The organism is Microcoleus sp. K1-B1 (genome assembly GCF_036704705.1).
Taxonomy (GTDB): domain Bacteria; phylum Cyanobacteriota; class Cyanobacteriia; order Cyanobacteriales; family Microcoleaceae; genus Microcoleus.
Genome location: NZ_JAUBSH010000017.1, coordinates 17,073 through 40,623 on the forward strand (window position 1 = coordinate 17,073; position 23,551 = coordinate 40,623).

Annotated in this window: 19 protein-coding genes and 1 pseudogene; 11 read left to right on the forward strand and 9 right to left on the reverse strand. The window is 43.3% G+C overall.

What is annotated here, in order from left to right; translation table 11 throughout:
* Window positions 1-34: 34 nt before the first annotated feature.
* Window positions 35-1,213, reverse strand: coding sequence for a transposase (locus tag QUA83_RS08845; RefSeq protein ID WP_333292597.1), 1,179 nt, complete (start codon window positions 1,211-1,213; stop codon window positions 35-37).
* A gap of 91 nt (window positions 1,214-1,304) precedes the next feature.
* Here QUA83_RS08845 and QUA83_RS08850 point away from each other — a divergent pair, with 91 nt between their 5' ends.
* The 3 genes and pseudogenes from QUA83_RS08850 to QUA83_RS08860 all read left to right on the forward strand — a co-directional run bounded on the left by QUA83_RS08850 (window position 1,305) and on the right by QUA83_RS08860 (window position 9,940).
* Entirely contained in the window at window positions 1,305-2,312 is a 1,008-nt protein-coding gene (locus tag QUA83_RS08850) for a zinc-dependent alcohol dehydrogenase family protein (RefSeq protein WP_333292673.1), read from the forward strand.
* 1,105 nt (window positions 2,313-3,417) lie between these two features.
* A pseudogene (locus QUA83_RS08855) lies at window positions 3,418-3,705 on the forward strand (sensor histidine kinase); the annotation flags it as partial.
* A 544-nt stretch (window positions 3,706-4,249) separates the two neighbouring features.
* A complete protein-coding gene (locus QUA83_RS08860) occupies window positions 4,250-9,940 on the forward strand; it encodes an AAA family ATPase (RefSeq protein WP_333292598.1) in 5,691 nt (1,896 codons plus the stop codon).
* A 10-nt stretch (window positions 9,941-9,950) separates the two neighbouring features.
* On the opposite strand, the gene QUA83_RS08865 is transcribed toward QUA83_RS08860, so the two are convergent.
* The 7 genes from QUA83_RS08865 to cpeB form a co-directional block, all read right to left on the reverse strand.
* The gene (locus QUA83_RS08865; protein WP_333292599.1) at window positions 9,951-10,130 is read right to left on the reverse strand and encodes a hypothetical protein; all 180 of its coding nucleotides are present in this window, start codon (window positions 10,128-10,130) and stop codon (window positions 9,951-9,953) included.
* A gap of 419 nt (window positions 10,131-10,549) precedes the next feature.
* On the reverse strand, window positions 10,550-11,845 hold the full coding sequence (locus tag QUA83_RS08870; RefSeq protein ID WP_333292600.1) for a hypothetical protein: 1,296 nt from the start codon (window positions 11,843-11,845) through the stop codon (window positions 10,550-10,552).
* 272 nt (window positions 11,846-12,117) lie between these two features.
* Window positions 12,118-12,813, reverse strand: coding sequence for a GNAT family N-acetyltransferase (locus QUA83_RS08875; RefSeq protein ID WP_333292601.1), 696 nt, complete (start codon window positions 12,811-12,813; stop codon window positions 12,118-12,120).
* Between the two features lie 5 nt (window positions 12,814-12,818).
* Window positions 12,819-13,433: a HEAT repeat domain-containing protein gene (locus tag QUA83_RS08880; RefSeq protein WP_333292602.1), complete on the reverse strand. Its 615-nt coding sequence runs from the start codon at window positions 13,431-13,433 to the stop codon at window positions 12,819-12,821.
* 130 nt (window positions 13,434-13,563) lie between these two features.
* A complete protein-coding gene (locus tag QUA83_RS08885; protein WP_333292603.1) occupies window positions 13,564-14,853 on the reverse strand; it encodes a HEAT repeat domain-containing protein in 1,290 nt (429 codons plus the stop codon).
* A 360-nt stretch (window positions 14,854-15,213) separates the two neighbouring features.
* A complete protein-coding gene (locus tag QUA83_RS08890) occupies window positions 15,214-15,708 on the reverse strand; it encodes a bleomycin hydrolase (protein WP_333159034.1) in 495 nt (164 codons plus the stop codon).
* 79 nt (window positions 15,709-15,787) lie between these two features.
* Window positions 15,788-16,342, reverse strand: a complete 555-nt coding sequence (gene cpeB / locus QUA83_RS08895; protein ID WP_333067110.1) for a C-phycoerythrin subunit beta — start codon at window positions 16,340-16,342, stop codon at window positions 15,788-15,790.
* A gap of 233 nt (window positions 16,343-16,575) precedes the next feature.
* Between cpeB and QUA83_RS08900 the strand changes: the two genes are divergently transcribed.
* From QUA83_RS08900 to QUA83_RS08930, 7 genes are all read left to right on the forward strand, one after another.
* Window positions 16,576-17,112 (forward strand): phycobiliprotein lyase, encoded by a 537-nt coding sequence (locus QUA83_RS08900; RefSeq protein ID WP_333273928.1) that lies wholly within the window; start codon window positions 16,576-16,578, stop codon window positions 17,110-17,112.
* A gap of 50 nt (window positions 17,113-17,162) precedes the next feature.
* A complete protein-coding gene (locus tag QUA83_RS08905) occupies window positions 17,163-17,765 on the forward strand; it encodes a chromophore lyase CpcT/CpeT (RefSeq protein ID WP_333292604.1) in 603 nt (200 codons plus the stop codon).
* A gap of 225 nt (window positions 17,766-17,990) precedes the next feature.
* The gene (locus tag QUA83_RS08910) at window positions 17,991-18,875 is read left to right on the forward strand and encodes a phycobilisome linker polypeptide (protein WP_333273922.1); all 885 of its coding nucleotides are present in this window, start codon (window positions 17,991-17,993) and stop codon (window positions 18,873-18,875) included.
* Window positions 18,876-18,986: 111 nt separating this feature from the next.
* Window positions 18,987-19,754: a phycobilisome rod-core linker polypeptide gene (locus QUA83_RS08915; RefSeq protein WP_333292605.1), complete on the forward strand. Its 768-nt coding sequence runs from the start codon at window positions 18,987-18,989 to the stop codon at window positions 19,752-19,754.
* A gap of 232 nt (window positions 19,755-19,986) precedes the next feature.
* A complete protein-coding gene (locus tag QUA83_RS08920) occupies window positions 19,987-20,754 on the forward strand; it encodes a phycobilisome rod-core linker polypeptide (RefSeq protein ID WP_333273917.1) in 768 nt (255 codons plus the stop codon).
* A 145-nt stretch (window positions 20,755-20,899) separates the two neighbouring features.
* On the forward strand, window positions 20,900-21,205 hold the full coding sequence (locus QUA83_RS08925) for a hypothetical protein (RefSeq protein ID WP_015174910.1): 306 nt from the start codon (window positions 20,900-20,902) through the stop codon (window positions 21,203-21,205).
* Window positions 21,206-21,309: 104 nt separating this feature from the next.
* The gene (locus tag QUA83_RS08930; RefSeq protein WP_333234150.1) at window positions 21,310-21,966 is read left to right on the forward strand and encodes a HEAT repeat domain-containing protein; all 657 of its coding nucleotides are present in this window, start codon (window positions 21,310-21,312) and stop codon (window positions 21,964-21,966) included.
* Window positions 21,967-21,989: 23 nt separating this feature from the next.
* On the opposite strand, the gene QUA83_RS08935 is transcribed toward QUA83_RS08930, so the two are convergent.
* Window positions 21,990-22,568, reverse strand: a complete 579-nt coding sequence (locus tag QUA83_RS08935; protein WP_333292606.1) for a phycobilisome protein — start codon at window positions 22,566-22,568, stop codon at window positions 21,990-21,992.
* A 245-nt stretch (window positions 22,569-22,813) separates the two neighbouring features.
* On the opposite strand from QUA83_RS08935, the gene QUA83_RS08940 reads away from it, so the two are divergent.
* Entirely contained in the window at window positions 22,814-23,548 is a 735-nt protein-coding gene (locus QUA83_RS08940; protein ID WP_333292607.1) for a 15,16-dihydrobiliverdin:ferredoxin oxidoreductase, read from the forward strand.
* Window positions 23,549-23,551 lie beyond the last annotated feature (3 nt).

Below are 23,551 nucleotides of genomic sequence, written 5' to 3' on the forward strand. Positions count from 1 at the left end.
ATTGGAAACACATATATACGGTTGTGGCACTCCTCTAAGGGGGTGAGTTTACGTTTACTTTTCTAATCATATTTAACGCTGCACTCACATCAGCATTAATCCGACTTTCATTCCAAGACCGAAACCACTCGCGTGTACCGATCTTAGCCTGGTAAGACTCTTGCTTACCGACAGACTCTAAATCCCAAAATTGGCACTTATTTGTATAAGATGCTGCTGTAACTATTACCTTGATACCGAATAACTCAGTTTTGTAAGTAATAAATTTCATGAGCTGGGTATGAGGAATTACTTCAAACGTTGGATGTTTTTTGTCTGATATGATACTTTTTTGGCTCCTCACATTTGTGCCAATAATTAACTGGATTATTTTCTCATCTACCAACCGCTTGACAATTAAACTGCTGGTTTGAGCAAGGTAGTTTTTTAATCGCTTGTTTCGATTAAAGGTGAATTTCTGGGTTTGGCGCTTGGTAGATTTTTCCTGAGCAATTTTTGACTGTAAAAATGCTCGGCGCTGATTGAAACCTTGATTAATTGATTTGAGATTTTTTTCATCATAAATAGTTGGAGTAAATGTTGGCTTATTAGATGTCAAAGCAACGAGGTGCTTAATCCCTAAATCTGTACCTAATCTGAGGTGAGAATTTAAATCCACCAATGTTACAAGCTTTTGATGGGCAGGCTCAATAAAGTAGAGCGCTGTTGCAAAACCTATCCTTACCTTGATCGCATTTTGGGATTTTGTAGAAATTATTATGTCACTTTGAGAGAAATGAAGTAGTCCATTATTTTTGTCACCTCCCCTTTTTTTTATCAATTGCTTATCATGACTTAAAAATTTACCTCCCCAGATTTTATGTTTGTATTGGGGGATGATCGGGAGGAAGGCAAATTGAGGTAGCTCTCGGTCATAAGCTATTCTTAACTTGTGGGAATCATCCCAATCGTGAACAACTTGTTTGAGAATTTGTTTGAGAATTTGATTGCTAATTTGAGCAGAGAATGATTGAGACTCGTCTGTAGGTTTTAAGATAGCAGATAACTGTCTGATAATTTTGGTACTACCAACTTTAGGTTCCGAAGTAAAAAAGTTTTTTTTCATATAATGTTTGCCATGATTGTAGAGATTTCGCGACAGAAAGGATAAGTCATCAAACTGTTTATAAAACAGATGCTGCCGATCTATGGAAGGCCTTTCAACAACAATCATAATTTTTGGGATAAACGAAAAGTTTTTTGTTGCTTTGCTAAGCAATATACAATAAAGTCTAGGGATTATCTGATCTAGTGTAACACCCATGATGAAAGCGATCGTTTTTCAAACCCCCGGAAGCCCGTCCGTATTGAAACTGCAAGATATCCCCGCCCCTACTATACAAACAGAAACTGAAGTTTTGGTACGGTTGCGAGCGGCGGGTATCAATCCGATAGATACTAAGTTGCGATCGCGCGGCACTTTTTACCCTGACAAAACTCCTCACGTTTTGGGGTGCGACGGTGCTGGAGTCGTAGAGGCTGTCGGTGCTGGTGTGCAAAGTTTCCAAGTGGGAGACGAGGTTTTTTTCTGCAATGGCGGTTTGGGCGGGTCGATCGGTACTTATGCTGAGTTTGCCGTTGTAGACGAACGCTTTCTCGCCCTCAAGCCTGCTGCTTTAAGTTTTGCTGAGGCGGCGGCGGCACCGTTAGTTTTAATTACAGCTTGGGAATCGCTGTACGATCGAGGGCGCTTGCAAGCCGGTCAAAAAGTGCTGATTCAAGCTGGTGCCGGCGGTGTCGGCCACGTCGCGGTACAGTTGGCAAAGTTGCAGGGGGCAGAGGTTTGCACGACTGTTAGTTCTGAGGAAAAAGCCAATTTTGTCAAGCACCTAGGTGCAGATTCAGTTATTTTATACAAAAATACCAATGTTGTCGATGAGGTTTTGACTTGGACTCAAGGACAAGGAGTTGATTTGGCTTTCGATACAGTCGGGGGAGAAACTTTTTACCAAACTATTCCGGCTGTGAAGATTTATGGAGATTTGGTAACAATTTTGGAACCCGATCCAGCTTTGGGCAATTTGAAAACAGCGAGAATGCGGAATCTGAGAATTAGTCTGGAATTAATGTTAACACCGATGCTGGAAGGTTTGGTGGAGGAACAGGAACAGCAGGCTCATATTTTGCAGAAATGTGCTCGTTTGTGCGATCGCAATTTGCTAAAAATTCACGTCAGCAAAACTTTCCCTCTAGAAGAAGCGCAAGCCGCTCACGAACTGTTAGAAACAGGCTCAGTAACTGGTAAAATAGTGTTTGAAATTGCCGGGGTTTAAAATTGCGGATGGTTAATTTGCGGGTGGAAGAATCGCGGGCAATTGAGAAGTGCGGGCGATTTCCAGAGACTTCTGGCGAATTTAAAAAGGGTGAAACCAAACATCCCATAATCATCGCAGGAGAACTATAGCAATCCTTGCAGGAGTCGTAAACTTTTTACCCCACCCCAACCCTTCCCTTACCAAGGGGAGGGAGCAAGAAATTCACAAATGATGCGAGGATTGCTATAGAGACCCTTTTGACATCTTGAGGTCGATCTTTCACAACTGTCGATCGCTTCACCATATTGCTCGACCACGGGCATTACCCCGAACACCTGACTATTGAATAACAGAAGATTTATCAAGAAATTATGACCGCCAGCAAGTTTGAACTGTTAAAAAAAACCTCAAACAAGCAAAATAAATACCTGAAAAATGGGTATTTGTGCCGATGAATGCAACATGGATAATGGAAACGTCAAATTCTTGGATAGAAAGATGCAAAATCGTCGTTAATAATTTTGAGATAACTATAGCTAATTCGACGGTATAATGAATCTATGTTTTATTAGGCTGATGATTAAAAGGCTGGCAGCCTAAAAGGTGTCAAATAGGTTCTATCTTCGAGTTTAGACTAAGCAGGTCAAAAAGTTAGGGTAAGAGCATCTCAATCAGGTTTGACACAAGGACTCTTTGAATCTGCATCATATAGTCATCATTCATCGCCGCTCGTTTCTTTTTTTGTAGCACACTACGCTCCTTGAGTGGTTTCTTGATTTATAGCATTAAGTGCCATTCGTGTTAGAAGAGCCAAGTTTTGAGGGCTGTTTAACGACCGAATGCTGCATTGGTATTTATTAAAAGTGACATCTAAAGTCCAATCAACTTGTTTTCAATCCCCCAATGTTAACGAATTACACGACCATTAAGCTGAGCATCGACTGGTCAATAACTTAGGTAAAACTGTACCTGTTGAGTCGTTTTGTTCCAAAGATGACGGACTCATTATACAAAAAAAAATAGTCTGAATATCAGTACATTATTCTTGTTTATAAAGTCCTCCTAATGCCGTTAGTGGCACCGCCCAAACTTTTCTAAGTTCGACGCTAAAGACACCCCGAACCAGATTAGGATTCGGACTTCTGTGATTGAAAATCAAGGGGTGGAGGTTGCGATCGCTGACAATGGAATCGGTATGCTAGACCCAGTAAAGCAGCGCATTTTTGACCCCTTTTTCAGAACCAAAGCCATCGGTCAAGGTACGGGTTTGGGGATGTCGATTAGTTATCAAATCATTACTGAAAAACCTTGCGGAAAAATCAAGTGTTTTTCTACACCTGGCTCAGGCACTGAGTTTGTAATTCAGAGCCCCATTCGGCAACAGACAATTTCAGCATTCCCGATCGCTTAAACTTTTCTAAGTACCAAGAAACTATGGCTTGAAGGAACGCTCGCACTGGAAACTAGAAGAGCGATCGCGACCTACAACAAGCTTCTATTGCCACGAGGGGTTCAACGAGCGCGCCCGGTCGAAGCGCTGCAAATATGTTGTAGTACGATGTATAATCCTAAGTTAGAATAATTCAGAGTGAGACAGATAATGAGCTACTGGGATGTAATAAAAAACCTGAGTTCTCAAAACTTTAAGCGTCTGTGAGGAGTCAGTCCAGAGAACTTTAAACAGATGCTTTAGGTAGTGCGATCGCATAATTTATCTGGAGGCGCTTGTCCCAGCGCCAATTCTTGGTTTTCCAACTCCAGCACAGGTATTATAGTTATAGTTAAAGATCAAGCCATCATGCACTTTAGCATTGAATGAGTCGACAAAATATTTGCACTTGCTAACAAGCTGATTCCCTGCTCGTTTAATTTTTCCCTACAGGCGATCGAATATCGCAGTCCCAGGTTCCCATCCATTCCACATCCGAATAATCGGACTCATCGAAAAAACGAATATGAAAACCACGCTGCCCGGTTACAAACTCTTATCGTTGCCTATTCATGAAGGTATCAATACAGTTATTTATCGCGGGGTTAGGGAGTCCGACCCAACTCCGGTTATAGTAAAAACCCTCAAAGCCGATTATCCCACAATAGAAGAAATCGCACGATTGAGGCATGAATATAAAATTCTCAAAACCCTCGACATAGCCGGGATTATCAAAGCTTACTCTTTGGAAAAGCATAATAACGGTCTGGCGCTCATATTAGAAGATTTTGGAGGAGACTCCCTGAAAAACCTAATCACAGCTAAACACCTTGAAATCAGCGAATTTCTGAATCTGGCAATTCATCTAGCAGAGACCTTAGCTCAACTGCATGAAAATAAGATTATTCATAAAGATATTAAACCGCAGAATATTATTATAAACCCCAAAACCAATCAAATAAAAATCATCGATTTTAGCATTGCCACGCACCTAGAGCGAGAAAACCAGATTCTCAGCAGTCCCAACTTGCTAGAAGGCACCCTTGCCTATATGTCCCCAGAACAAACCGGGCGGATGAATCGCTCAATGGACTACCGCACCGACTTTTACTCATTAGGTGTCACCTTTTACGAAATGCTAACTGGAAAACGGCCACATCAAGCCACCGACATCCTGGAATTAATTCACTACCATATCGCTAAAATACCAGTGCCACCCCATCAGCAAATCGGTGAGATTCCCCAAGCAATTTCTGACATTGTAATGAAATTATTAGCAAAAACTGCTGAAGACAGATACCAAAGCGCCCTGGGACTAAAAGCTGATCTAGAAATATGCCGTCATCAACTGCAAACCCTGGGTAAAATTGACAATTTTCCCATCGGTAAAAGGGATAAATTTGGACAATTCCTAATCCCACAAAAGCTCTATGGTCGTGAGCAAGAAGTCGCCACTTTGATGGCAGCCTTTGAGCGAGTCTCCGGGGGAACCAGCGAAATGATGCTAGTCAGCGGTTACTCAGGGATTGGCAAATCTTCCTTAGTGAATGAAGTTCAAAAACCCATTGTCAGGCAGCACGGCTACTTTATCTCCGGTAAATTTGACCAATTAAAGCGAAATATTCCTTATGCTTCTTTGATTCAAGCTTTCGCCGGCTTGATGCGGCATCTGTTAACAGAAACTTCGGACAAACTAGCGATTTGGAAACAGCAACTTTTACAAGCTTTAGGCTCAAATGGCCAAGTCATAGTAGATGTCATTCCCGAAGTCGAACTCATTATCGGGCCTCAAGGAGCGGTTCCGCAATTGGGGCCATTTGAATCCCAGAATCGCTTTAATCGGGTGTTTAAAGAATTCATTCATGTATTTACTAAACCCTCACACCCCCTCGTCGTCTTTTTGGATGACTTACAGTGGGCAGATTCGGCATCGCTCAAGTTGATTCATCTGCTGATTTGTGACCCGGACAGCCAGTATTTACTACTGATGGGAGCCTATCGAGATAACGAAGTTAGTCCGACGCATCCGTTGATGCTGACGTTGGATGAGATTCAAAAGAATGAGGCGGTTGTAAATAATATCACCCTCCGCCCTTTGGATATTGGCAACGTCAGCTTGCTGGTAGGCGATACCCTGAATGAGTCTTCCGCTCCGAGAAACCGAGTTTCTGAATTGTCCGAGCTACTTTTCAATAAAACTCAGGGCAATCCTTTCTTCTTGACTCAGATGTTCGCTACTCTGCATCAAGAAAAGCTATTGACCTTTGAATTTACTGCTGGGTGCTGGCAGTGGTCATTGAACCAAATTCAAGCGGTAGGAATCACTGATTATAATGTCGTCGAACTGATTGCCAGAAATATTCAAAAACTCTCGGAGGAGACGCAGGATGTCTTAAAGTTAGCCGCCTGTATAGGAGACAAATTTAATTTAGACGTTCTGGCTATTGTCAATGAAAAATCTCAGTCGGAAACGGCGGCTGATTTGTGGGAATCACTTCAGGCTGGCTTGGTTTTGCCCCTGAGCGAAGCCTACAAAATCCCTCTCGTTTTTACCTCCGATGAAATGAGCAGGGAAGTAAAGGAGAGAATAGTTCCAGAGTGTCCTCTGCTATCATGCTCACCTGCCCCTTTTTCTTACAGCCATCATGCGCCTATCGCTTACAAATTTCTCCATGACCGGGTGCAGCAAGCGGCGTATTCTCTTATTCCCGAATCTCAGAAACAACAGACCCACCTGAAAATCGGTGAACTGCTACTGGAGCATACTCCAGCAGAGGAGATTGAAGAAAATATCTTTGAGATTGTCAATCAGTTAAATGTTGGGGCTGACTTCATCACTGAGCAGGCAGAAAAAGATCGTCTAGCCCGATTAAATTTGATAGCCGGCAAAAAAGCTAAGGCAGCAACAGCTTATGAAACTGCTGCCAGACAACTACGGGTGGGGCTAGAACTCCTCAGAGAAGATTGCTGGGAAATTCAGTATGACCTGACGTTCCCTCTGTATGTGGAAGCGGCGGCGGTGGAATTTCTAAACATCAACTTCAAGCGGGCAAAAATGCTTTCTGAGGCAGCTCTCAAACACGCGAAAACTCTGCTTGAAAAAGTAAAAGTTTATGAAATCCAAATGCAGTTTTATACCCAGCAAAACCAGATGCAGGTCGCGTTCGATATTGCGCTGCAAGTTCTGGGTATGCTGGGCGTCTCCTTTTGTCCAGAACCTCCACAAGAGATGAATACGGAGACGTTAGCTAATCTGCCCGAAATGACGGATCTCAATAAGCGAGTGGCTATGGGGATATTATTGAAATCAGCCCCTCTTGCTTTTCATGTGGCTCCTGCCTTATTTCCACAAGTTCCATTTACAATGATTCATCTGTGTATCGAATATGGTAATTCACCCCAAGCTGCTTCGGGGTATGCGGTTTATGGCTTGCTTTTGTGCGGGCCTCTGGGTGAAATTGAGGCGGGATATCGCTTTGGACAACTAGGTTTAAATTTGTTGGAGCGATTTGATACCAAAGAACTGAAATCTTACGTCTATGTAGTTTTTAATGGTCACATTAGACACTGGAAAGAGCATGGAAAAGAAACCTTAGCACCATTAATTGAAGGCATTAAAAGTGGTCTAGAAACTGGAGATTTAGACGATGTTGGTTATAATTGTATTTACTATTGCGATCATCTATTTTTTACAGGTCAACCGCTGGAGTTTGTGGATCAGAAGCAGGCGCAGTATCTTGATTTACTACTGAAACTTCAACAAGATTCGCATATTAATTATTTAAAAATATGGAGATTAATGGTCTTACAATTACTCGCAGCCCCTGAAGAAAAATATACGATTAAGGGCGAATTTTTGAATGAAGATGAACTCCTGCAACAGTCAATTGCTGACAATAAACATATGTTTATTTTTGTTGCTCACCTGACAAAATTGATTCGATTTTACTTGTTTAAAGATTACGCTCAGTCAGTGAAAAGCGCCAGCGAAGCAGAAAAATATAAAGAAGGTTCACCGGCGCTGATGATTGGTGGGGAACACAATTTCTACTATTCTCTGGCTCTCCTTGCTTTATATCCTAAAGTTTCTCGCAGTGAACAAGAAGAATCCTTGAAGCAAGTGGCAAAAAATCAAAAACAAATGCAGCAATGGGCCGTTCATGCTCCGGCAAATTATCAACACAAGTACGAGTTAGTGGAGGCAGAAAAAGCGCGGGTATTGGGGGAAATTGGCAAAGCGATGGAGTATTATGACGCTAGCATTCAAGGAGCCAGAGAACAGGGATACATTCAGGAAGAAGCCCTAGCTAATGAACGGGCCGCCGAGTTTTATTTCTCTCGCGGGCGGGAGAAGATAGCAGAGATTTATTTGACGGATGCTTACTATGGCTATATTCGCTGGGGAGCAAAAGCAAAAGTGCAGGATTTATCAGAAGAATATCCTGAATTCTTCTCGCGACTACTGACTAAAGAAGCTCCCAGCCTCGACGTATCACGGACAACTAGCGCGACGACTACGGGGAGTTTTGCGGCGCTGGATTTCGCCTCTGTGATGAAATCTTCTCAAGCTATTTCTGGCGAAATTGTTCTGGAAAGTCTGCTTTCTAAGTTATTGAAAATTGCGATTGAGAATGCTGGGGCTGAAAAAAGTTACTTAATTTTAGAAAAAAATGGTCAACTGGTGGTAGAAGGGACGGCAAGCATAGATAAAAATGAGGTAGTAGTGCGGCAATCTACACCAATAGAAACGAGTCAACAATTGCCGTTTTCTATCCTTAATTATGTGGCTAGAACGCAGAAAAATGTGGTATTAAATGATGCTAGTCAGGAGGGAATTTTTACCAGCGATAGCTATATTGTTAACGCCCAACCCAAGTCAGTTTTATGTATGCCGGTCGTCCATAAAGGAAAGCTGATTGGTCTGCTTTACTTGGAAAATAATCTGACAAGGAGTGCGTTTACTCCCGATCGCCTGGAAGTTTTAACCGTTCTCTGTTCTCAAGCCGCGATTTCCCTGGAAAATGCCCGACTCTATGCCAATTTGTCTGAGGCGACTGACAACCTGAAACAAGCCAATGAGCAATTAGAAGATTACAGCCGGACTTTAGAACATAAAGTGGAAGAGAGGACGCAGGAATTAAAGGAAAAAAATCTGTTGCTGAGCCAGGAAATTTGCGATCGCGTGCAGATAGAGCAAGCTCTGCGACAATCAGAAGCGTTATTAAAAAAACAAGCCGAGCAACTAGAGCTTTCTTTCCAAGAACTTAAGCGCACCCAGACCCAGCTAATTCAGACTGAGAAAATGTCCTCACTGGGACAGATGGTGGCCGGGGTGGCCCACGAAATCAATAACCCGATTAACTTCATATATGGCAACCTGAGTCACGTCAGGACATACAGTGAAAACATACTAGGACTGGTGAAACTCTATCAAGAACAATACCCCCATCCCTCAGCAGCGATTGTTGAGGATATTGAGGCAATCGAATTAGATTTCTTGATGGAAGACTTACCCAAAGTGCTGGATTCGATGAAGGTGGGGGCAGACCGCATTCGCGAAATAGTCCTCTCCCTGCGAAACTTCTCGCGATTGGATGAAGCGGAAATGAAACAGGTCGATATCCATGAGGGCATCGATAACACCCTACTGATTTTGCAGCACAGACTGCAAGCTAAACTAGACCAGCCTGCTATTCAAATCATTAAAGAGTACGGCCCGCTGCCGCTGGTGGAATGCTATGCCGGCCAACTGAACCAGGTGTTTGTAAATTTACTGGCGAATGCGATTGACACTCTCAATGACCAAAGGGGGCCGCGGGCGATCGTAATTCGCACCTCAGTAGGGTATGGCGAAGAAGAAAAATCCCCGATTTCCAATCCCCCCCTTGCGGAAAGCTCTACATTTTCTTCGGCTGAGGTGGATTCCCCCAACCTCGCCCCGACCCGGAAAAGTCCCCAATTTGTTGTGATTCGCATTTGCGACAATGGCCCCGGTATGACAGAGGAAGTGAACCGGCGGCTGTTCGACCCGTTCTTCACGACGAAACCCGTAGGGAAGGGCACCGGTTTGGGGCTGTCAATCAGCTACCAGATTGTAGTAGAAAAACACCGCGGACAGTTGAAGTGTGTTTCTCATCCCGGTGAGGGGGCAGAGTTCATCATTCAGATTCCTATTCGACAGGCATATCAAAAATTGGCTTTGCAAAGCCAAACTTGATGAGTAGTTGTTATTGGTATTTCCAGGGATTCGATGGCGGGGATTGTGTCGGGATTTGTGCGATCGCAGATGTCTGAAACAAGCTTGCCTTAGAGATTAACAGCAAGACTGACACGACAAGGGCAACGATCGAGAAGCCCAGAACGATCGGGCGATCGTGGAACAGTGATTGCAGCCTTTGAACTCTCACAACAAATCCCCTCTGATTGTTCTCCGCCTAAATTTCCGGCATTTCGCATCTGAGAAGTAAAAAAAAGATGCTTCAAACTGGCGGCCGATTCGATCGTGTTTTACCAGGCAGTTCTAAAAGTTTCCTCTCTCTACAGGAGTAAGTTGGAGAAGGCGATCGCAAAATTAGATTTCAAACTGTGAATCTAGCAATCACACTTTAATCTCCAAGCATTGGTCGTACCTGCAATCTTTAGAAGTTCCAATTAGAACCTCCAATGATTAGCCTTTATTTGACACAACCTGTAGATTATATCGTATACATAGCGGTTTAACAATTCAAATGCAGCGGACGGTTGAAAGCTCCTAGTGCTGAGTACGAGGTTATCTGCTGCCGCTGATTTGAGCCGTTAGCTGCTGTGCTTACTCATGGAGCTATCATTATTCTTTAGATTCAGCACGAGGCTTCATATCGGTCAAAAGTATATCTTTGACTATCCAGAATAATTTACGAAATCCTAAAAAACGATTTGCTTCAAGTAAGGGCACAATTTCGTTCGCGAATACCAGTTTTCCATCTGTAATTTCACGTGTCTCCAGAAGATTGCTTTTCCTAACCTCAACTATAGGGTTTCCGTGCCGCTTCACTCGGATCTCAAGATCAGGATAACTAAAGACCAAACCTTGCCCAGAGGGGGTTTTGACTTCAAGTGTTTCATCATCAAAAAGAAACTCTATCGAAAGGTTCATTAACTCAGCATATTTTTCACGACCTTTCGGAGCTGGCAGTATAAGGGCTGCGGAACGCCCACTTTGAGATATCTTTCCCGGTCTATATTTTGGTTGTTCTCTGTTAATGAAATATCCTGGTAGTTTATTAAAAGCATCGACTCCCTCCTTATCGTGGTCAAAGAGTGCTAATGCTGGATGAGAACTATCTGGTCTGATACTAGAGATAAGGCGAGCAAGCGTTTGAGCGCCACCTGCTCCTCCATTAGAGCCTCCAACAACATCACATTCCTTCACTGCAAATGGCATCTTCTCTTCAGGAAACAATTTTCTGTAAGCTGTTTCCAAAATCATTCGATCTGTTTTTCCCTCCACGTATAACACCGGAGTTGTTGCAGAACGAAGAGTTTGACGAAGTGCAAGCAATTCTTTTTGGTGAGACTTTAGGAGCTGTGACTCTGAAGCCGTCTCGTTCTTAAACGCTTCTCTCGTCAAGTAGTGCTGAGTTCGAAACATCGGGTCGTATACTTCCTGGATATTATAGCGTCCATTAATTGCATCCCATAATTGATGCCAATGGTGTTTTCGAATCAGCATTAAGATATGGCTTGGAATATGAAAGACATCCCAGCAAAGCATTTGCATTAGGCGTGGAATATCTTCGGGGCGCTTATATTCTGCAATTATGTCTAGAAACTCCAATATCAAAATTCTTCCGATGTCAGCGAGCCAGAGATCTGAGCCATACATTTCATCTTTCTCAAATGTCCGCTCTATCAATTCAAACAGAGATCCCGGAATGCTTGGGTCATCAGCCTCCCGAAGAATGCGAAGGATTGCTAAAACTTCAAGCAGAGCATCAGGCTTGGACAATAAATCGAATATTTTGCTTTCAAGGCTTGACATTAGAACGGGAATTTCCCACTCTCCAAGATAGAGCTTCTCCTGATAGTGTTCAACCTCACTAAAATACGGTGAAAAATCTTCTTGAATGTTGTTATCAGTCATGGCACTTTTTACCTATGATAAATATTTTTATTTACAATTAATCGCCCCCGCTCCAATGCGGCTTTGCCGCTTACTGGAGGCAGAGTCTTCGCGGAGCATGTCAAGGCGGAGTATTGGAACGAGTACGATCGCCCCCCGCTGTAGATTGGGTTAAGCTTGTCAAGTCCTTACTTGTGAATCAGTACGTAACGTGAAACCAAACATGACTCGATCGGTCGATCGCAATTAACTAGCTATAGAAAAAAGTAAACCTTGAGACTTAACATCTGCAGTTAGAGCTTCTTGAAGTATCTGGCGACTGGGAATAGCTCAAAGCCCACCTTTTCATAGGTGTGACGGGCTCTTTCATGGCCAGGATCGCCCCCAGTCTCAACCATAGCAATAGACATCCCCGCATCTTTCATCCAACCGAGAGCGAATTCTATCAAAGCACTACCAATGCCGCGACCTTGAAAGTCTGGATCGACAGCAACCATGTAGATTTCACCCATGCTGTCCTCTGAGTGTAGTTTAACGGCTACAAAGCCCACAGTAGAACCTGCATCGATCGCAACCCATACATTCGTGTCTTCCGCAGCACAGACATCCTCCACAGCTTTTTGCTGGCTCACACGCCAATGATTGGGATAGAATGCCTGGTAAACATCAGCATTCATCGCCTTCTGAATCGAATCAAAGACCGGAGTCCAGGCCCGAAGCGAAAGACGAATAACAGCATCAAGGTGGCGAGGGTCGTATGGTTCAATTTGCATTCCCACATGAACTCCTGTTAACTCTGCAAGCTGGCGTTGCTGAATAGAGGTATGAATTGAAGATTTCCCAATTGCTATAAGCCCGCTTGAGGGTGAGTTTTGTAACTTCAAGCGAAAAGTTGATTCATACCGTGAATCAGCAACGCCCAAAGTTTTATCATAGCTTAGTCGGCTGCAAGTGCTGTGTGCGATCGAGAGTGGTGCTAAAAAAGTCACTAAATCTAACTATCTGCACGCTTATAATTCATCACCAAATCCAACCGCGATAAAGAACTTGTCGCTGATTCCCGCACATAAGAATCCACCGATTCATCATTCGCAAATGTGGTGAGAACTTCTACACAACGTCGATCGCCCACAGAAGCAAGAGCATTCACGATCGCCACCTGTACCGCCACATTATCCGTTGTTTTCAGCGACTCCACCAAAATCTCAAAAGCAGAGGAACCCATCTGGCCCAAGGCCATCACTGAAGCAATATTAACCACAGGATTCGGATCTTCGATCGCCTTTTTTAAACCCTGCAAGCCCGCTTCAGGAAACGGCAACTCTGGATAATTAATCGCAATTTGTGCCAATACCTTCGCCGCACTCCCTCGCACAGTCACATTATCACTGTTTAACAATGCGTCCACCACCGATGGCACGGCATCTTCACCAATCACTCCCAAGGCTTTTACGGCCGCCCGACGATAGGTGACATCTTCTTCATCTAAAATGCCCACCAGCCGAGAAATTGTATTTTCATCGCGGGAATCGGCAATTTCAAACATTGCCCGATCGCGCAGATGAGGATTCGGGTGTTTTAGTTGTTCAAACAAAGCATCTGTTGTCATGGTTTTTGTGGTTTTATAGCAGTTGACAGTTGACTGTTGACTGTTGATAGTTGACAGTTGTATGGCGGTTCTCAAGCGTGGTGAGGTATGCCCTATGCCCTATGCCCTATGCCCTATGCCCTATGCCCTATTAAGATAGTTCGGATGTTACATAAGTATGAGCATCTACTTTAGCTCGAACCAACCAATCTGGGTCGGCCGCAGCGATTTCATAACCCGTGACATCACCAAGTTTTTCTAGTGCCATTAATGCAGCATACTTCAAATCCCAGATTTTAGTTTCCAGACAGGCTTTCAATTCGGGAATAGCACGTTTTTCTCCCAGTTCCCCCAGGGCGATCGCCGCCGCTGCACGGGATTTCTGAAACTGAGGTTGGGAGTGATGCAAAGCTTCCAATAACAAATCGTAGGCTGGAGAATGTTTTAACCAGCCAAACAATTTTACCACATGAAAATGCGCTCCATAGTCATTATTTGCTTCTTCAGCAAAGGTAGCAAACAGGGCTGCTGGTGCATCCTCTGAGTAATTTTCAAGTATCGTTTTAGCTGCTAGATAGCAACGTCCAAAATCTGTTTCGTATAATTGGCGAATCAAAAACGGTAAGTCGGGTAACTTTTCATAACTATGCACTAAATCTAAATCTGCTGGATAATCTCTTAATGTTTGTTCCAAATGGGGTTTAATAGTAGCAAAGGTCAGGAATTTGTCGGCAATTCCTGCTTCGGCTAACATCCTAATTCCTCTGAGCCGAAAGACTAAAGATACCGGACATTTGGCAATATTGGGAATGGCATCGTAGTAACGTGCATCTATCAAATCCTGAATAGATAATCGTCGCCCAAGGACATTTTTGTGTTGCAACATTGCCACAACTTTTCCCATTTGAGAAAAGTCTCTGGTTAAGCGACAAATTGCGGCGATCGCAGCACTAGCAGTCGGCGGGTCAATATCATCGACAAATCTGCGAATTCTGGCTACGGCTGGCTGATAATCTAATTTAGTCAGGGTGTGAATAATTACCCGGTAGGTTTGTCCCGGTTTGTCGAGCAATTGAGCAACTTCTGCTAAAATATCGGCATCTTGAGTGCCAATTTCGCCGATCGCCCAAACGGCATTTTCCACCGTGTAGCAGTCATCATCCGCCAGACAGGTGCGAATCACCGGCAATGCTTGCACAGCTTGCAGTCTTCCTAATGTTTCCACCGATTTGCGGCGCACAATCCGATTTTCCAGCACCGGATCGGTTTGTTGTACTGCTCGCATCAGTGCTGCGATCGATCGATCACTTGAGAAATTGATCAAGTGGGAAGCAGCTATGTAGCGGGAATCCTCTTCACCGATTTCAGCTTGGGGCGTATCTAAAAGGGCGATCGCCTGGTCTTCCGTTAAATTAAAAAAACTAAAAAAGCGTTTATCCATAAAATTAGCTGCAATCACTATAGAAGAAGAAAGGCACTACACGGATTATGATTTAACCGCAGAGAACGCAGAGAACACAGAGTCCGAGAATAGAGAGAGAGGAATAATTCCGATGAAGAGAGGATTCCATATGAGTCAGATGTTGAGGGTAGAAACTATGCCCGATGCCCTATGCCCGATGCCCTATGCCCAGAAACATTTAATTTACCTAAGAAACAGGATATGCCTATTAAAACACAATAACAAGCCTAGGAATTCTTTACCCTTACCTCACCAAAATCGGTAAAGCAACGAGCCAAGAGTTCCTAGACTTGTCGGGTAGAAACTACCCAGTCACGACATTACAAACCTGCCAATTAATTAGGACAGGGAGTTGATCGCGTAGTCGAGAAGAGCATTGTACTCAGTCAAAGCTTGAGCGGACATATCGCGAGGAGCGCAACCGCGATTGCGAGCAAAGCTTAATGCTTCAACGTAAGGAGCAGTAGGCAAGCCCAAAGCGCGATAAACTTCGCGTTGACCAGCAATACCCCATTCGTCCAGAGGGCCTGTGCCGCCAACAACTAAGCAATATTGGACCAAGCGCAGGTAGTGCTTGATGTCACGATGGCATTTTGCTTTGAAAGTATCGGTGGAGTTAGCTTGACCGGATTCGTTCAAGTAAGGATACTTTTTGATGCAAGCATCATAAGCTTCTTTAGCAACTGCGTCGAGGTTGGTGCCTAATTTTTCTGCAGCTTCTAAACGAGCAGCAGAGCGTTGGATAGAACCTTGAACTGATTCTAAATCTGAGGTGCTAGGGAAGCGGCCTGCTGCATCAGCAGAGGCAATAGCGGTGGTGAGAACTGATTTCATTTCCTAAAACTCCTAAAGTGATTTTGACGACAGTGAGCGTAGTTTCAATTTTGCTGAGCGAATTGCGATTAGCAACTGACTAGCTCAGTGCAGAAATGATGCGATCGAAGTAGCTGGAAGCTTCAGCAACGAGGCTAGCACAACGATCTTCTACTACAGGACTGCCCATTTTGCGGAGCTTAGCACCAGCAAATTTTTCGCTAGGATTGTCTTGGATGTGAGCAGCGGCTTGAGCCTTCATGATTTGAACGGCACGCACGGTGGAGGTGGTGGGTACGCCCAAAGCTGCGTAGGTTTCTTTCAAACCATTCAAGCAACGGTCATCAAGAACAGAAGCATCACCAGCCAACAAAGCGTAGGTTACATAGCGCAAAATGATTTCTGCATCGCGCAAGCAAGCAGCCATGCGGCGGTTAGGATAGCAGTTACCACCAGCTTGAATCAAGCCTTGGTTTTCGCAGATCATACCGGCAACAGCATCAGAAACCATGCAGCTAGCATTGCTGGCGATCGCGTTTACAGCATCCAAGCGTCGGTTGCCGTTGGCAACGAAAGCTCTCAGGGCACTAATATCACCGACGGTGGAGGTGCTGGCATCGGCTGCAACTACAGCTCTTGAAAAAGCGTCAAGCATTGAGTTCTCCTTAACTTAGAAAAATTATTTCTGATCTGAGTTGGTCAACTGGGTGACTAACTTAATGGTTTTGAATATATCTGTGGGGTGTTGCCTCTGTCTCATTCCTGAGAAACAAAGTAACAATTTGTTACTTTTGTGGCTAAAAGCACTTTTTTTCGTGGACAGGGGCCCAAAAAGTGGAGTTCTGAAGACCAGAATATTTTGGCTCTTGCCCCTGTACAATGTTTTCCATGAACAATATTAAGCAGTTTGTTGAAAATTCTCTAGGACGGTGGCGATCGCAGCGCAGCGCCCATCATTTGACTTTCAGACACTTTGAAGCTGTGCAGTCAGTCATTGATATCGTTGCTATCTCACCGGACGATCGGGCAGTAATGGAACTCTGTCAATTGTATAATGTTGACCCATCCCAAGCCGTAATGCCTTTTCAAATGAGTTGGGAGGGTGAGTCAGATTGGGATGAGAATTCTGAGGTTAAGGGGAGTTGTATTTTGGTACCAATCCCAGATCCAAATGTACCTAACCAGGGTAAGTTATTACGCGATCAAGGTTATGCTGAAACTATTGCCGCAGCAGGTGACTATCACATCACAGAGGATGGAACTTTTGTTCTGTTGACTAGCTACGAACACGCCGCCGCCGAAGAAAAAATCTGGTTTGCTAATCCTAATTTACGATTTCGTGTTTCCCTAATTAAAACCAGTGGAGGAAGTGGGGTAGTAACGGCATCATTTTCCTCAGAGATTCGTTCGCTGTCAGGGAATTAGTGAATTGCTAATTGCTCTTGATAAACTTTATTCTACCTTCTTCTTGGCTTATGAATTCCGTTAAAAGCAATGATTTAATCACTTTAGCTCAGTGGATGGCTGGGGATTTTAGTAACTATCAGCAATCCTTTGATAACCCACAACAATTTGCCCATATTCGGATATTTTTTCGTCCCTTACCCTTTGAATTTTTCAATGCCATTGGCTTTTACTCTGAACAGGTTTACGACCACGATCTGTGGACTCCCTATCGTCAGGGAGTTCATCGCTTAATTGACCAGGGGGATCAGATTTATATTGAAAATTATAGCCTCCAAGACCCCATACAGTATGCCGGAGCCGCACGAGAATTAAGCATTCTCAAAACTATTAAACCAGATAGTCTGCAACGACGCTATAACTGTTCCATGATTTTTAAACGAGACGGCGAAATGTTTCGAGGCGGTGTGGAACCAGGAAACCTTTGTCTCATCGAAAAAAGAGGTTGTTCCACCTACCTAGTCAGTGATGTCGAAATTACAGAAACAACTTGGAGTAGCCTCGATCGAGGTCTGGATGTAAATACCCATCAACAGGTTTGGGGGTCGGCTTTTGGCTCTCTACAGTTTGAAAAGCGTCAAAGTTTTGCCACTGAGTTACCTCACATCGTATAACTTATCCGCGTAATAATTTCAACTCACATTCGCCCTATATTACAAATATTCATGGCGTATTACATGGAAAATATTGCAATAAAAGAGTCATAACAAGCTCTCAACCTCTTTGTGTACTACAAACAAGCTCCCTGAGCAGATTTTATGTTAAGTTATGTAAAGTTTTTTAATATAACCTCTAAGTATGGTAGTTTCTCATGTAATACAATTGTGGAGATTTTTTCAATGGTTTTTGGACCTGCATCTCGACTTGGAGTCAGTTTATTTGAAGAAACACCCCGTTTAGAACTAATTCCAGGACGTTCACAAGAAGAAGTAGAAACCATCATTCGTGCCGTTTATCGGCAAGTTTTGGGTAATGCTTACGTCATGGAAAGTGAACGAGCGACAATTCCTGAATCCCAATTCAAAAGTGGTGAATTCAGTGTGCGCGAATTTGTCCGCGCTCTGGCAAAATCAGACGCTTACCGCTCTCGCTTTTTCGATACTTGTCCTCGCTATCGGTTTATTGAACTCAATTTCAAACATCTTTTAGGTCGGGCTCCTGATGGCTTAGAAGAAATGAGAGGACACAGCACCATTCTAGATACTGAAGGCTTCGAGGCAGAAATTGATTCTTACCTCGACAGCGATGAATACCAAACTGCCTACGGGGAAAATATCGTTCCCTATTTCCGAGGCTACAAAACCCAGCCAGGACAAAACATGGTTGGGTTTACTCATATGTTTGCTCTCTTGCGGGGAGCTTCCAGTAGCGACCTCAAGGGCAGTCTTTCTGGAAAAACCCCTGTTCTGAATAAATTCGTGATTCAGCAAACCCCCCTACCCATAGTTCCCCCTTCAGGTGGTGCAGTTGGAGATGGTTGGGCCTTCCAAGAGTCTGGTATCAATTCACGTACTCGTGCTGGATTAGGCGCCTCAGCAGAAGGCAAAGTTTATCGCATTACTGTGACTGGATATCGTTCTTCAGCAACGACTGTGATGAACCGAGTCTCTAAATTTCGCTCTAGCAATCAAGCCTATCTCGTACCATTTGATAGGCTCTCGCAAGAATATCAACGCATCCACAAACAAGGCGGCGTAATTTCCAGCATCACTGCTGTCAACTAACAACCGCTCAAACTTCTGCCTTAACGACTTGGGGAATTATCTCCCTGAGCGTGCCTTTCACAATCCCTAATTCTCTGTTTTGAAGCGTTATTTATTCTTAGGAGAAACTCAATGAGTGTCGTTTTAGATGCGCCAGTAGAACTTTGGCCTACCAGCAGCTCCGATGATAAACAGGCGGTAATTCGCGCTGTTTACAAGCAAGTATTGGGCAATCCCCATGTCATGGAAAGTGAACGCCTGACGATTGCAGAATCCAAGTTGTGCGATGGCACGATAACGGTACGAGAATTTGTCCGCGCTGTGGCTAAATCTGACTTTTATCGCAGTCGGTATTTTGAATCCTGCGCTCCATACCGCTTTGTCGAGCTAAACTTCAAACATTTGTTGGGTCGCGCTCCTTTAGCTCAAGAAGAACTTTCTGAGCATATTTGTCGGTGTACCCAAGAAGGCTACGATGCCGAAATTGATTCTTATCTCGATAGTCCAGAATATCAAGAAAAATTTGGCGAGAATACAGTCCCTTATTATCAAGGGGCAAAAAGTCAAGTCGGACAAAAGCAAGTCGGCTACAATCGTACCCTTTCCCTGTATCAAGGTTATGCAGGAGTTGATAGTGCTTTTACCGCTTCTCGCTTAGTAGATTTTGTGGCTGGCAATAGCGGTAACAAGATTACTTTACCAACAACAGGCGGTCGGCTCAGTGCTTACAAAGATGCCACCGAAAAGACATTCAAGATTTTAGTTAAGGGGTCTAAATTTGACAGTCCTCGCCGACTAAGTAACACTGAATATCTTGTATCCGGTGGGAATATGACTCCGCAAATTCAGCGCATTCATCGTGCAGGTGGCAAAATTGTCAGCATCACAGAAGTTGCTTGAGGCATAGAGTGATTAGCGGGTAGAGAAGTAAAAAGTTACTTCTCTATCCCTCTCGGAAACAATCGCGATTTTTATCTTATCACCCTCGGAATTATGAAAGCGATAACGATAGAAACAGATAGTTTTTCTCTGCCTGAATAACAGATGTGTTCGCCTCTGTCAAGCTATTTCAACCAACAGTAACTTTTTTTTACACTCTCAATCAAACTTTAATTAACTTTAGGAAAAAATAATGTCCAGTTTAACAGCAGCTTTCGTCAGTGACCCAGTAGAACTGCGATCCAATGCAACGGAAGACGATTTACAAGTCGTCATTCGTGCTGCTTACCGACAGGTGTTAGGAAATGCTCACCTGATGGAAAGTCAGCGTCTCACCAGTGCTGAATCTTTGCTTCGCAATGGTGATATTACGGTGCGTGAATTTGTCAGACAAGTGGCAAAATCAGACCTGTATCAGTCTCTATTTTTTAACACCAATTCTGCCTATCGGTTCATCGAGTTAAACTGCAAGCATTTACTGGGTCGCGCTCCTTTAGAACAGAAGGAGATTTCTGATCACGTCCAAATTTGTAACGGTCAAGGCTATGAAGCCGAAATCGATTCTTATATCGATAGTGACGAGTATACCCAGAACTTTGGTGAGAATATTGTACCTTATCCTCGGAGCATTCGCAGCCAAACTGGTATCAAGAATGTCGGGTTTAATCGGATGCTTTCTTTGCTGGGAGGATCAGCTACTAGCGATAGCAGTAATCAAGCTCAATTAATTGCTACGGTTGCGAGCAATCTGCCTCAGAAAATCAAACTTTCTAGCGTTGCTAACAGTGGAGCCTCTAGCACAACTGGTAAACGTTTTCGGATTACTGCTGCTAAGTCTGGTGGTGCTAAGGTCAGAGTGAGCAAGATCAGCTATGAAGTCAGCTATGCTCAAATGTCTAAGCAAATTAAAAATATTCAGAAAATGGGAGGAAAAATTCTCAGCATTACTGAAGTTGGCTAAATTTACCTAGACTTCACCTTTGTCTTCATTGAAGTTTGGTATCTCCTGCTTTCTATAGAGCGAGTTTATTATTCGCTCTTTTTCTTCTATGTAACACTTGAAAATAAAAATAAATCACTCAGTTTTCAAGCTGAGGATCTGAAAAATGCTACCCCCAATAGCTTGTAAAAAAATTCAGGCTTGGATCAGAAGTCGTCACCTAATTTTTTGCGGTCAATTGCTAGTTTTTGAAACTTTAGACTATCCAGCAGTTGAGCGATTTGAGGAATGTGTTAACAGTCTAGGAGGGTGTTTAATTTCTGTTGAACCAGCCAAACGACTTTGGATGGGAAATCATCGACAAGTGATTCTCTATCAGGCTAAAGCCAGTTTGCATACACCTCATCATGAACTGCGGCAATATTGGTTCAAGTACGGCTGTTTTCAGACTCGATTCGATCAAAGAGCTTAGCTATAACAACCGCCAAGGTTATTAATTATTAAAATATCTTTGGTTATTTGCATAATTAGGAACTTTTTGGTTAAAATAAAGAAAAATTATACTTTGTTGTAGTTATGGATATTCACGAAATCGAAACCTCTCTGAACAATCCTGATTTTCAGTATCGACTCAAGGCAGTCGCGGCTCTCAAGGATTATCAACCAGAGATTGCCGTTCCCTTGCTCAAGGGCAAACTCGATGACCCGGAGTTCTTAGTACGTTCCTTTGTCAGCAGAGCATTTGGGACACAACAAACCGCTGAATCCTTCGCCGCATTGCTCCAAATCATGAAATTTGATAATACGCCGAATGTGCGAGCTGAGGCTGCTAATTCTCTTTCGCTTTTTGGTCGATGTGCTGCATCTCATTTAGTCTCGACTTTTTTTCAGGATGACCACTGGTTAGTTCGTCGTAGTATTCTGGCTGTTTTGGTTGATATGAAGTGCGAAAGCGAACTCTTTGAGGTCTGTATGGAAGCCTTAGCTGGCGAAGATATGGCCACCCAGGAAGCGGCTGTGGATGCACTTGGTACATTAGCCGGAACTAATCAGGAACAGGCTGCACTTTCTCAGTTATTAATGCTGGCTAATTCTGAGTATGAACGTATGCGTCAGCACGTCGCATCTGCTTTGCAGAATTTTGATGCTCCGCAGGCTAAGGAAATTTTAGGTCAACTTAGGCAAGACTCAAATCATCGAGTTGTTGCTACTGCTTTAGAAAATCTGCTTTAGACAATAAATAGTAAGGAAGTTGATTAAGCTTGACTAAAAGTTTTTAACCCACTGATTAAAGGGTCAAAAGAGAGACTCAATAAATCCCGGTCTTCAGAATTAAAATGCTGCAAGCTAACTTTTTTCAACTGTTCTAGTCCACAAAGCATCGCCGAAACAGGAACCCGCAATTCTTGATACAGTAGCTCCATATTTTTGAGCCCTTCTGGGCTAGTAAATTGAGGATTGTTACCTGCAATTCCATAGGTGATACACCGTAGGAACTGCCAAAAATCTCGCCAACAGGCTTCAGCACGTTCGGGAGGATAAAGGTCATTACCAGGCTCAGTGATATCGGGAAAGTCCGCTAATACCTTTTTCCTCGCATCAGCAACAATATTAGGAGCTTGCTCTCGCAATAATCTGGCTTTTTCTAGCATTAAAGAGAGATGAGGATGAAAGTTTTTAATGCGTTCTAAATCCTCATCTGTGAGATATCGACTTTGATTGTCAGCATCTTGAAAAATGGCAATTACTTCATCAGAATATAAGTTTTTCCAAGTGGCAAAACTGACAATTCTCGCTTGGGGAATTAATTGCTTGGCTCTTTCACTTAATTGCATATTTATTAAATTACACTCACTTAATTTACTAGGATAGACTAAAATTATGAACGGGTTGGTTAAGATTTATTACAAATAAAGCCCTTTAATGAGGGTTGGTACAGGGTTTTTCTGGGTAATCCTGAGCACACAACAGATTTTTGTAACGAAATATTACTTTGTTTGTCAAAAACAGAGACAAGATTTAAGGTAATCCCTTATGATCTTGTTTTGAGGGAAAGATTGAAGGAGCTAGATTTTAATCTATGTTTAAGCCGTTTCAGGAATTCTTAGAAAAAGAACTGTTTGGACGTTTTGCTCTAGAGAGTCGTCCCATTCCCTCTGGGTTGGAATCGGTGGTGAGTGAAAGAGGCAAAAATCCTGCCACGATTCAAAGTTGGTGCTATCAATGTCCCGAATTGCGAAAGATTCGTTACACCTACATTGATGCTGGAGAAACGGCACAAATTTTCAATAGTGTCATTTATCCGAATTATAATTACGATTTGCCTTTGCTAGGAATTGATTTTTTAGCCTTTGGACAGAAGAAAATCTTGGTTGTCTTGGATTTTCAACCTTTATTCCGCGATCGAGCCTATATAGACAAATATATCGGGCCAATGAGCGCAATTAAGGATAAATACAAAGATTTAACGCAAGACTTAGAAATGAAGTTTTACGATGCGAACCAGTATTTTTCCAAGAACTTGCTATTTGCTAAAACTGATGCAGAAACGGTTGTAACTCGTTTGTTTCCAGCCTATCAAGAATATGTCCAGTTGTATTGGCAAATGCTAGAGCAAGCCTCCCCCCTTAAGACTCCAGAAGAGATGCAGCGGATTGTGAAGGCACAGAAAGATTACGATCAGTATAGTGCGGAACGCGATCCAGCATCAGGGCTATTCGGCAGCTATTTTGGGCATGAATGGTCAGAGCGATTTCTGTACGAATTTTTGTTTGAAGATGCTGTTCCCTTAGCAGTTCCAGCGGGGGTAAGATAATTT

Excerpts from the sequence above, each read along its gene's own strand:
- QUA83_RS08915 (WP_333292605.1), top strand. The coding sequence starts at position 18,987 with ATGAGTGTCGTTTTAGATGCGCCAGTAGAACTTTGGCCTACCAGCAGC.
- QUA83_RS08935 (WP_333292606.1), bottom strand. The coding sequence starts at position 22,568 with ATGCAATTAAGTGAAAGAGCCAAGCAATTAATTCCCCAAGCGAGAATT.
- QUA83_RS08845 (WP_333292597.1), bottom strand. The coding sequence starts at position 1,213 with ATGATTGTTGTTGAAAGGCCTTCCATAGATCGGCAGCATCTGTTTTAT.
- QUA83_RS08890 (WP_333159034.1), bottom strand. The coding sequence starts at position 15,708 with ATGAAATCAGTTCTCACCACCGCTATTGCCTCTGCTGATGCAGCAGGC.
- cpeB (WP_333067110.1), bottom strand. The coding sequence starts at position 16,342 with ATGCTTGACGCTTTTTCAAGAGCTGTAGTTGCAGCCGATGCCAGCACC.
- QUA83_RS08860 (WP_333292598.1), top strand. The coding sequence starts at position 4,250 with ATGAAAACCACGCTGCCCGGTTACAAACTCTTATCGTTGCCTATTCAT.
- QUA83_RS08900 (WP_333273928.1), top strand. The coding sequence starts at position 16,576 with ATGAACAATATTAAGCAGTTTGTTGAAAATTCTCTAGGACGGTGGCGA.
- QUA83_RS08885 (WP_333292603.1), bottom strand. The coding sequence starts at position 14,853 with ATGGATAAACGCTTTTTTAGTTTTTTTAATTTAACGGAAGACCAGGCG.
- QUA83_RS08910 (WP_333273922.1), top strand. The coding sequence starts at position 17,991 with ATGGTTTTTGGACCTGCATCTCGACTTGGAGTCAGTTTATTTGAAGAA.
- QUA83_RS08850 (WP_333292673.1), top strand. The coding sequence starts at position 1,305 with ATGAAAGCGATCGTTTTTCAAACCCCCGGAAGCCCGTCCGTATTGAAA.
- QUA83_RS08920 (WP_333273917.1), top strand. The coding sequence starts at position 19,987 with ATGTCCAGTTTAACAGCAGCTTTCGTCAGTGACCCAGTAGAACTGCGA.
- QUA83_RS08930 (WP_333234150.1), top strand. The coding sequence starts at position 21,310 with ATGGATATTCACGAAATCGAAACCTCTCTGAACAATCCTGATTTTCAG.
- QUA83_RS08905 (WP_333292604.1), top strand. The coding sequence starts at position 17,163 with ATGAATTCCGTTAAAAGCAATGATTTAATCACTTTAGCTCAGTGGATG.
- QUA83_RS08870 (WP_333292600.1), bottom strand. The coding sequence starts at position 11,845 with ATGACTGATAACAACATTCAAGAAGATTTTTCACCGTATTTTAGTGAG.
- QUA83_RS08880 (WP_333292602.1), bottom strand. The coding sequence starts at position 13,433 with ATGACAACAGATGCTTTGTTTGAACAACTAAAACACCCGAATCCTCAT.
- QUA83_RS08940 (WP_333292607.1), top strand. The coding sequence starts at position 22,814 with ATGTTTAAGCCGTTTCAGGAATTCTTAGAAAAAGAACTGTTTGGACGT.
- QUA83_RS08925 (WP_015174910.1), top strand. The coding sequence starts at position 20,900 with ATGCTACCCCCAATAGCTTGTAAAAAAATTCAGGCTTGGATCAGAAGT.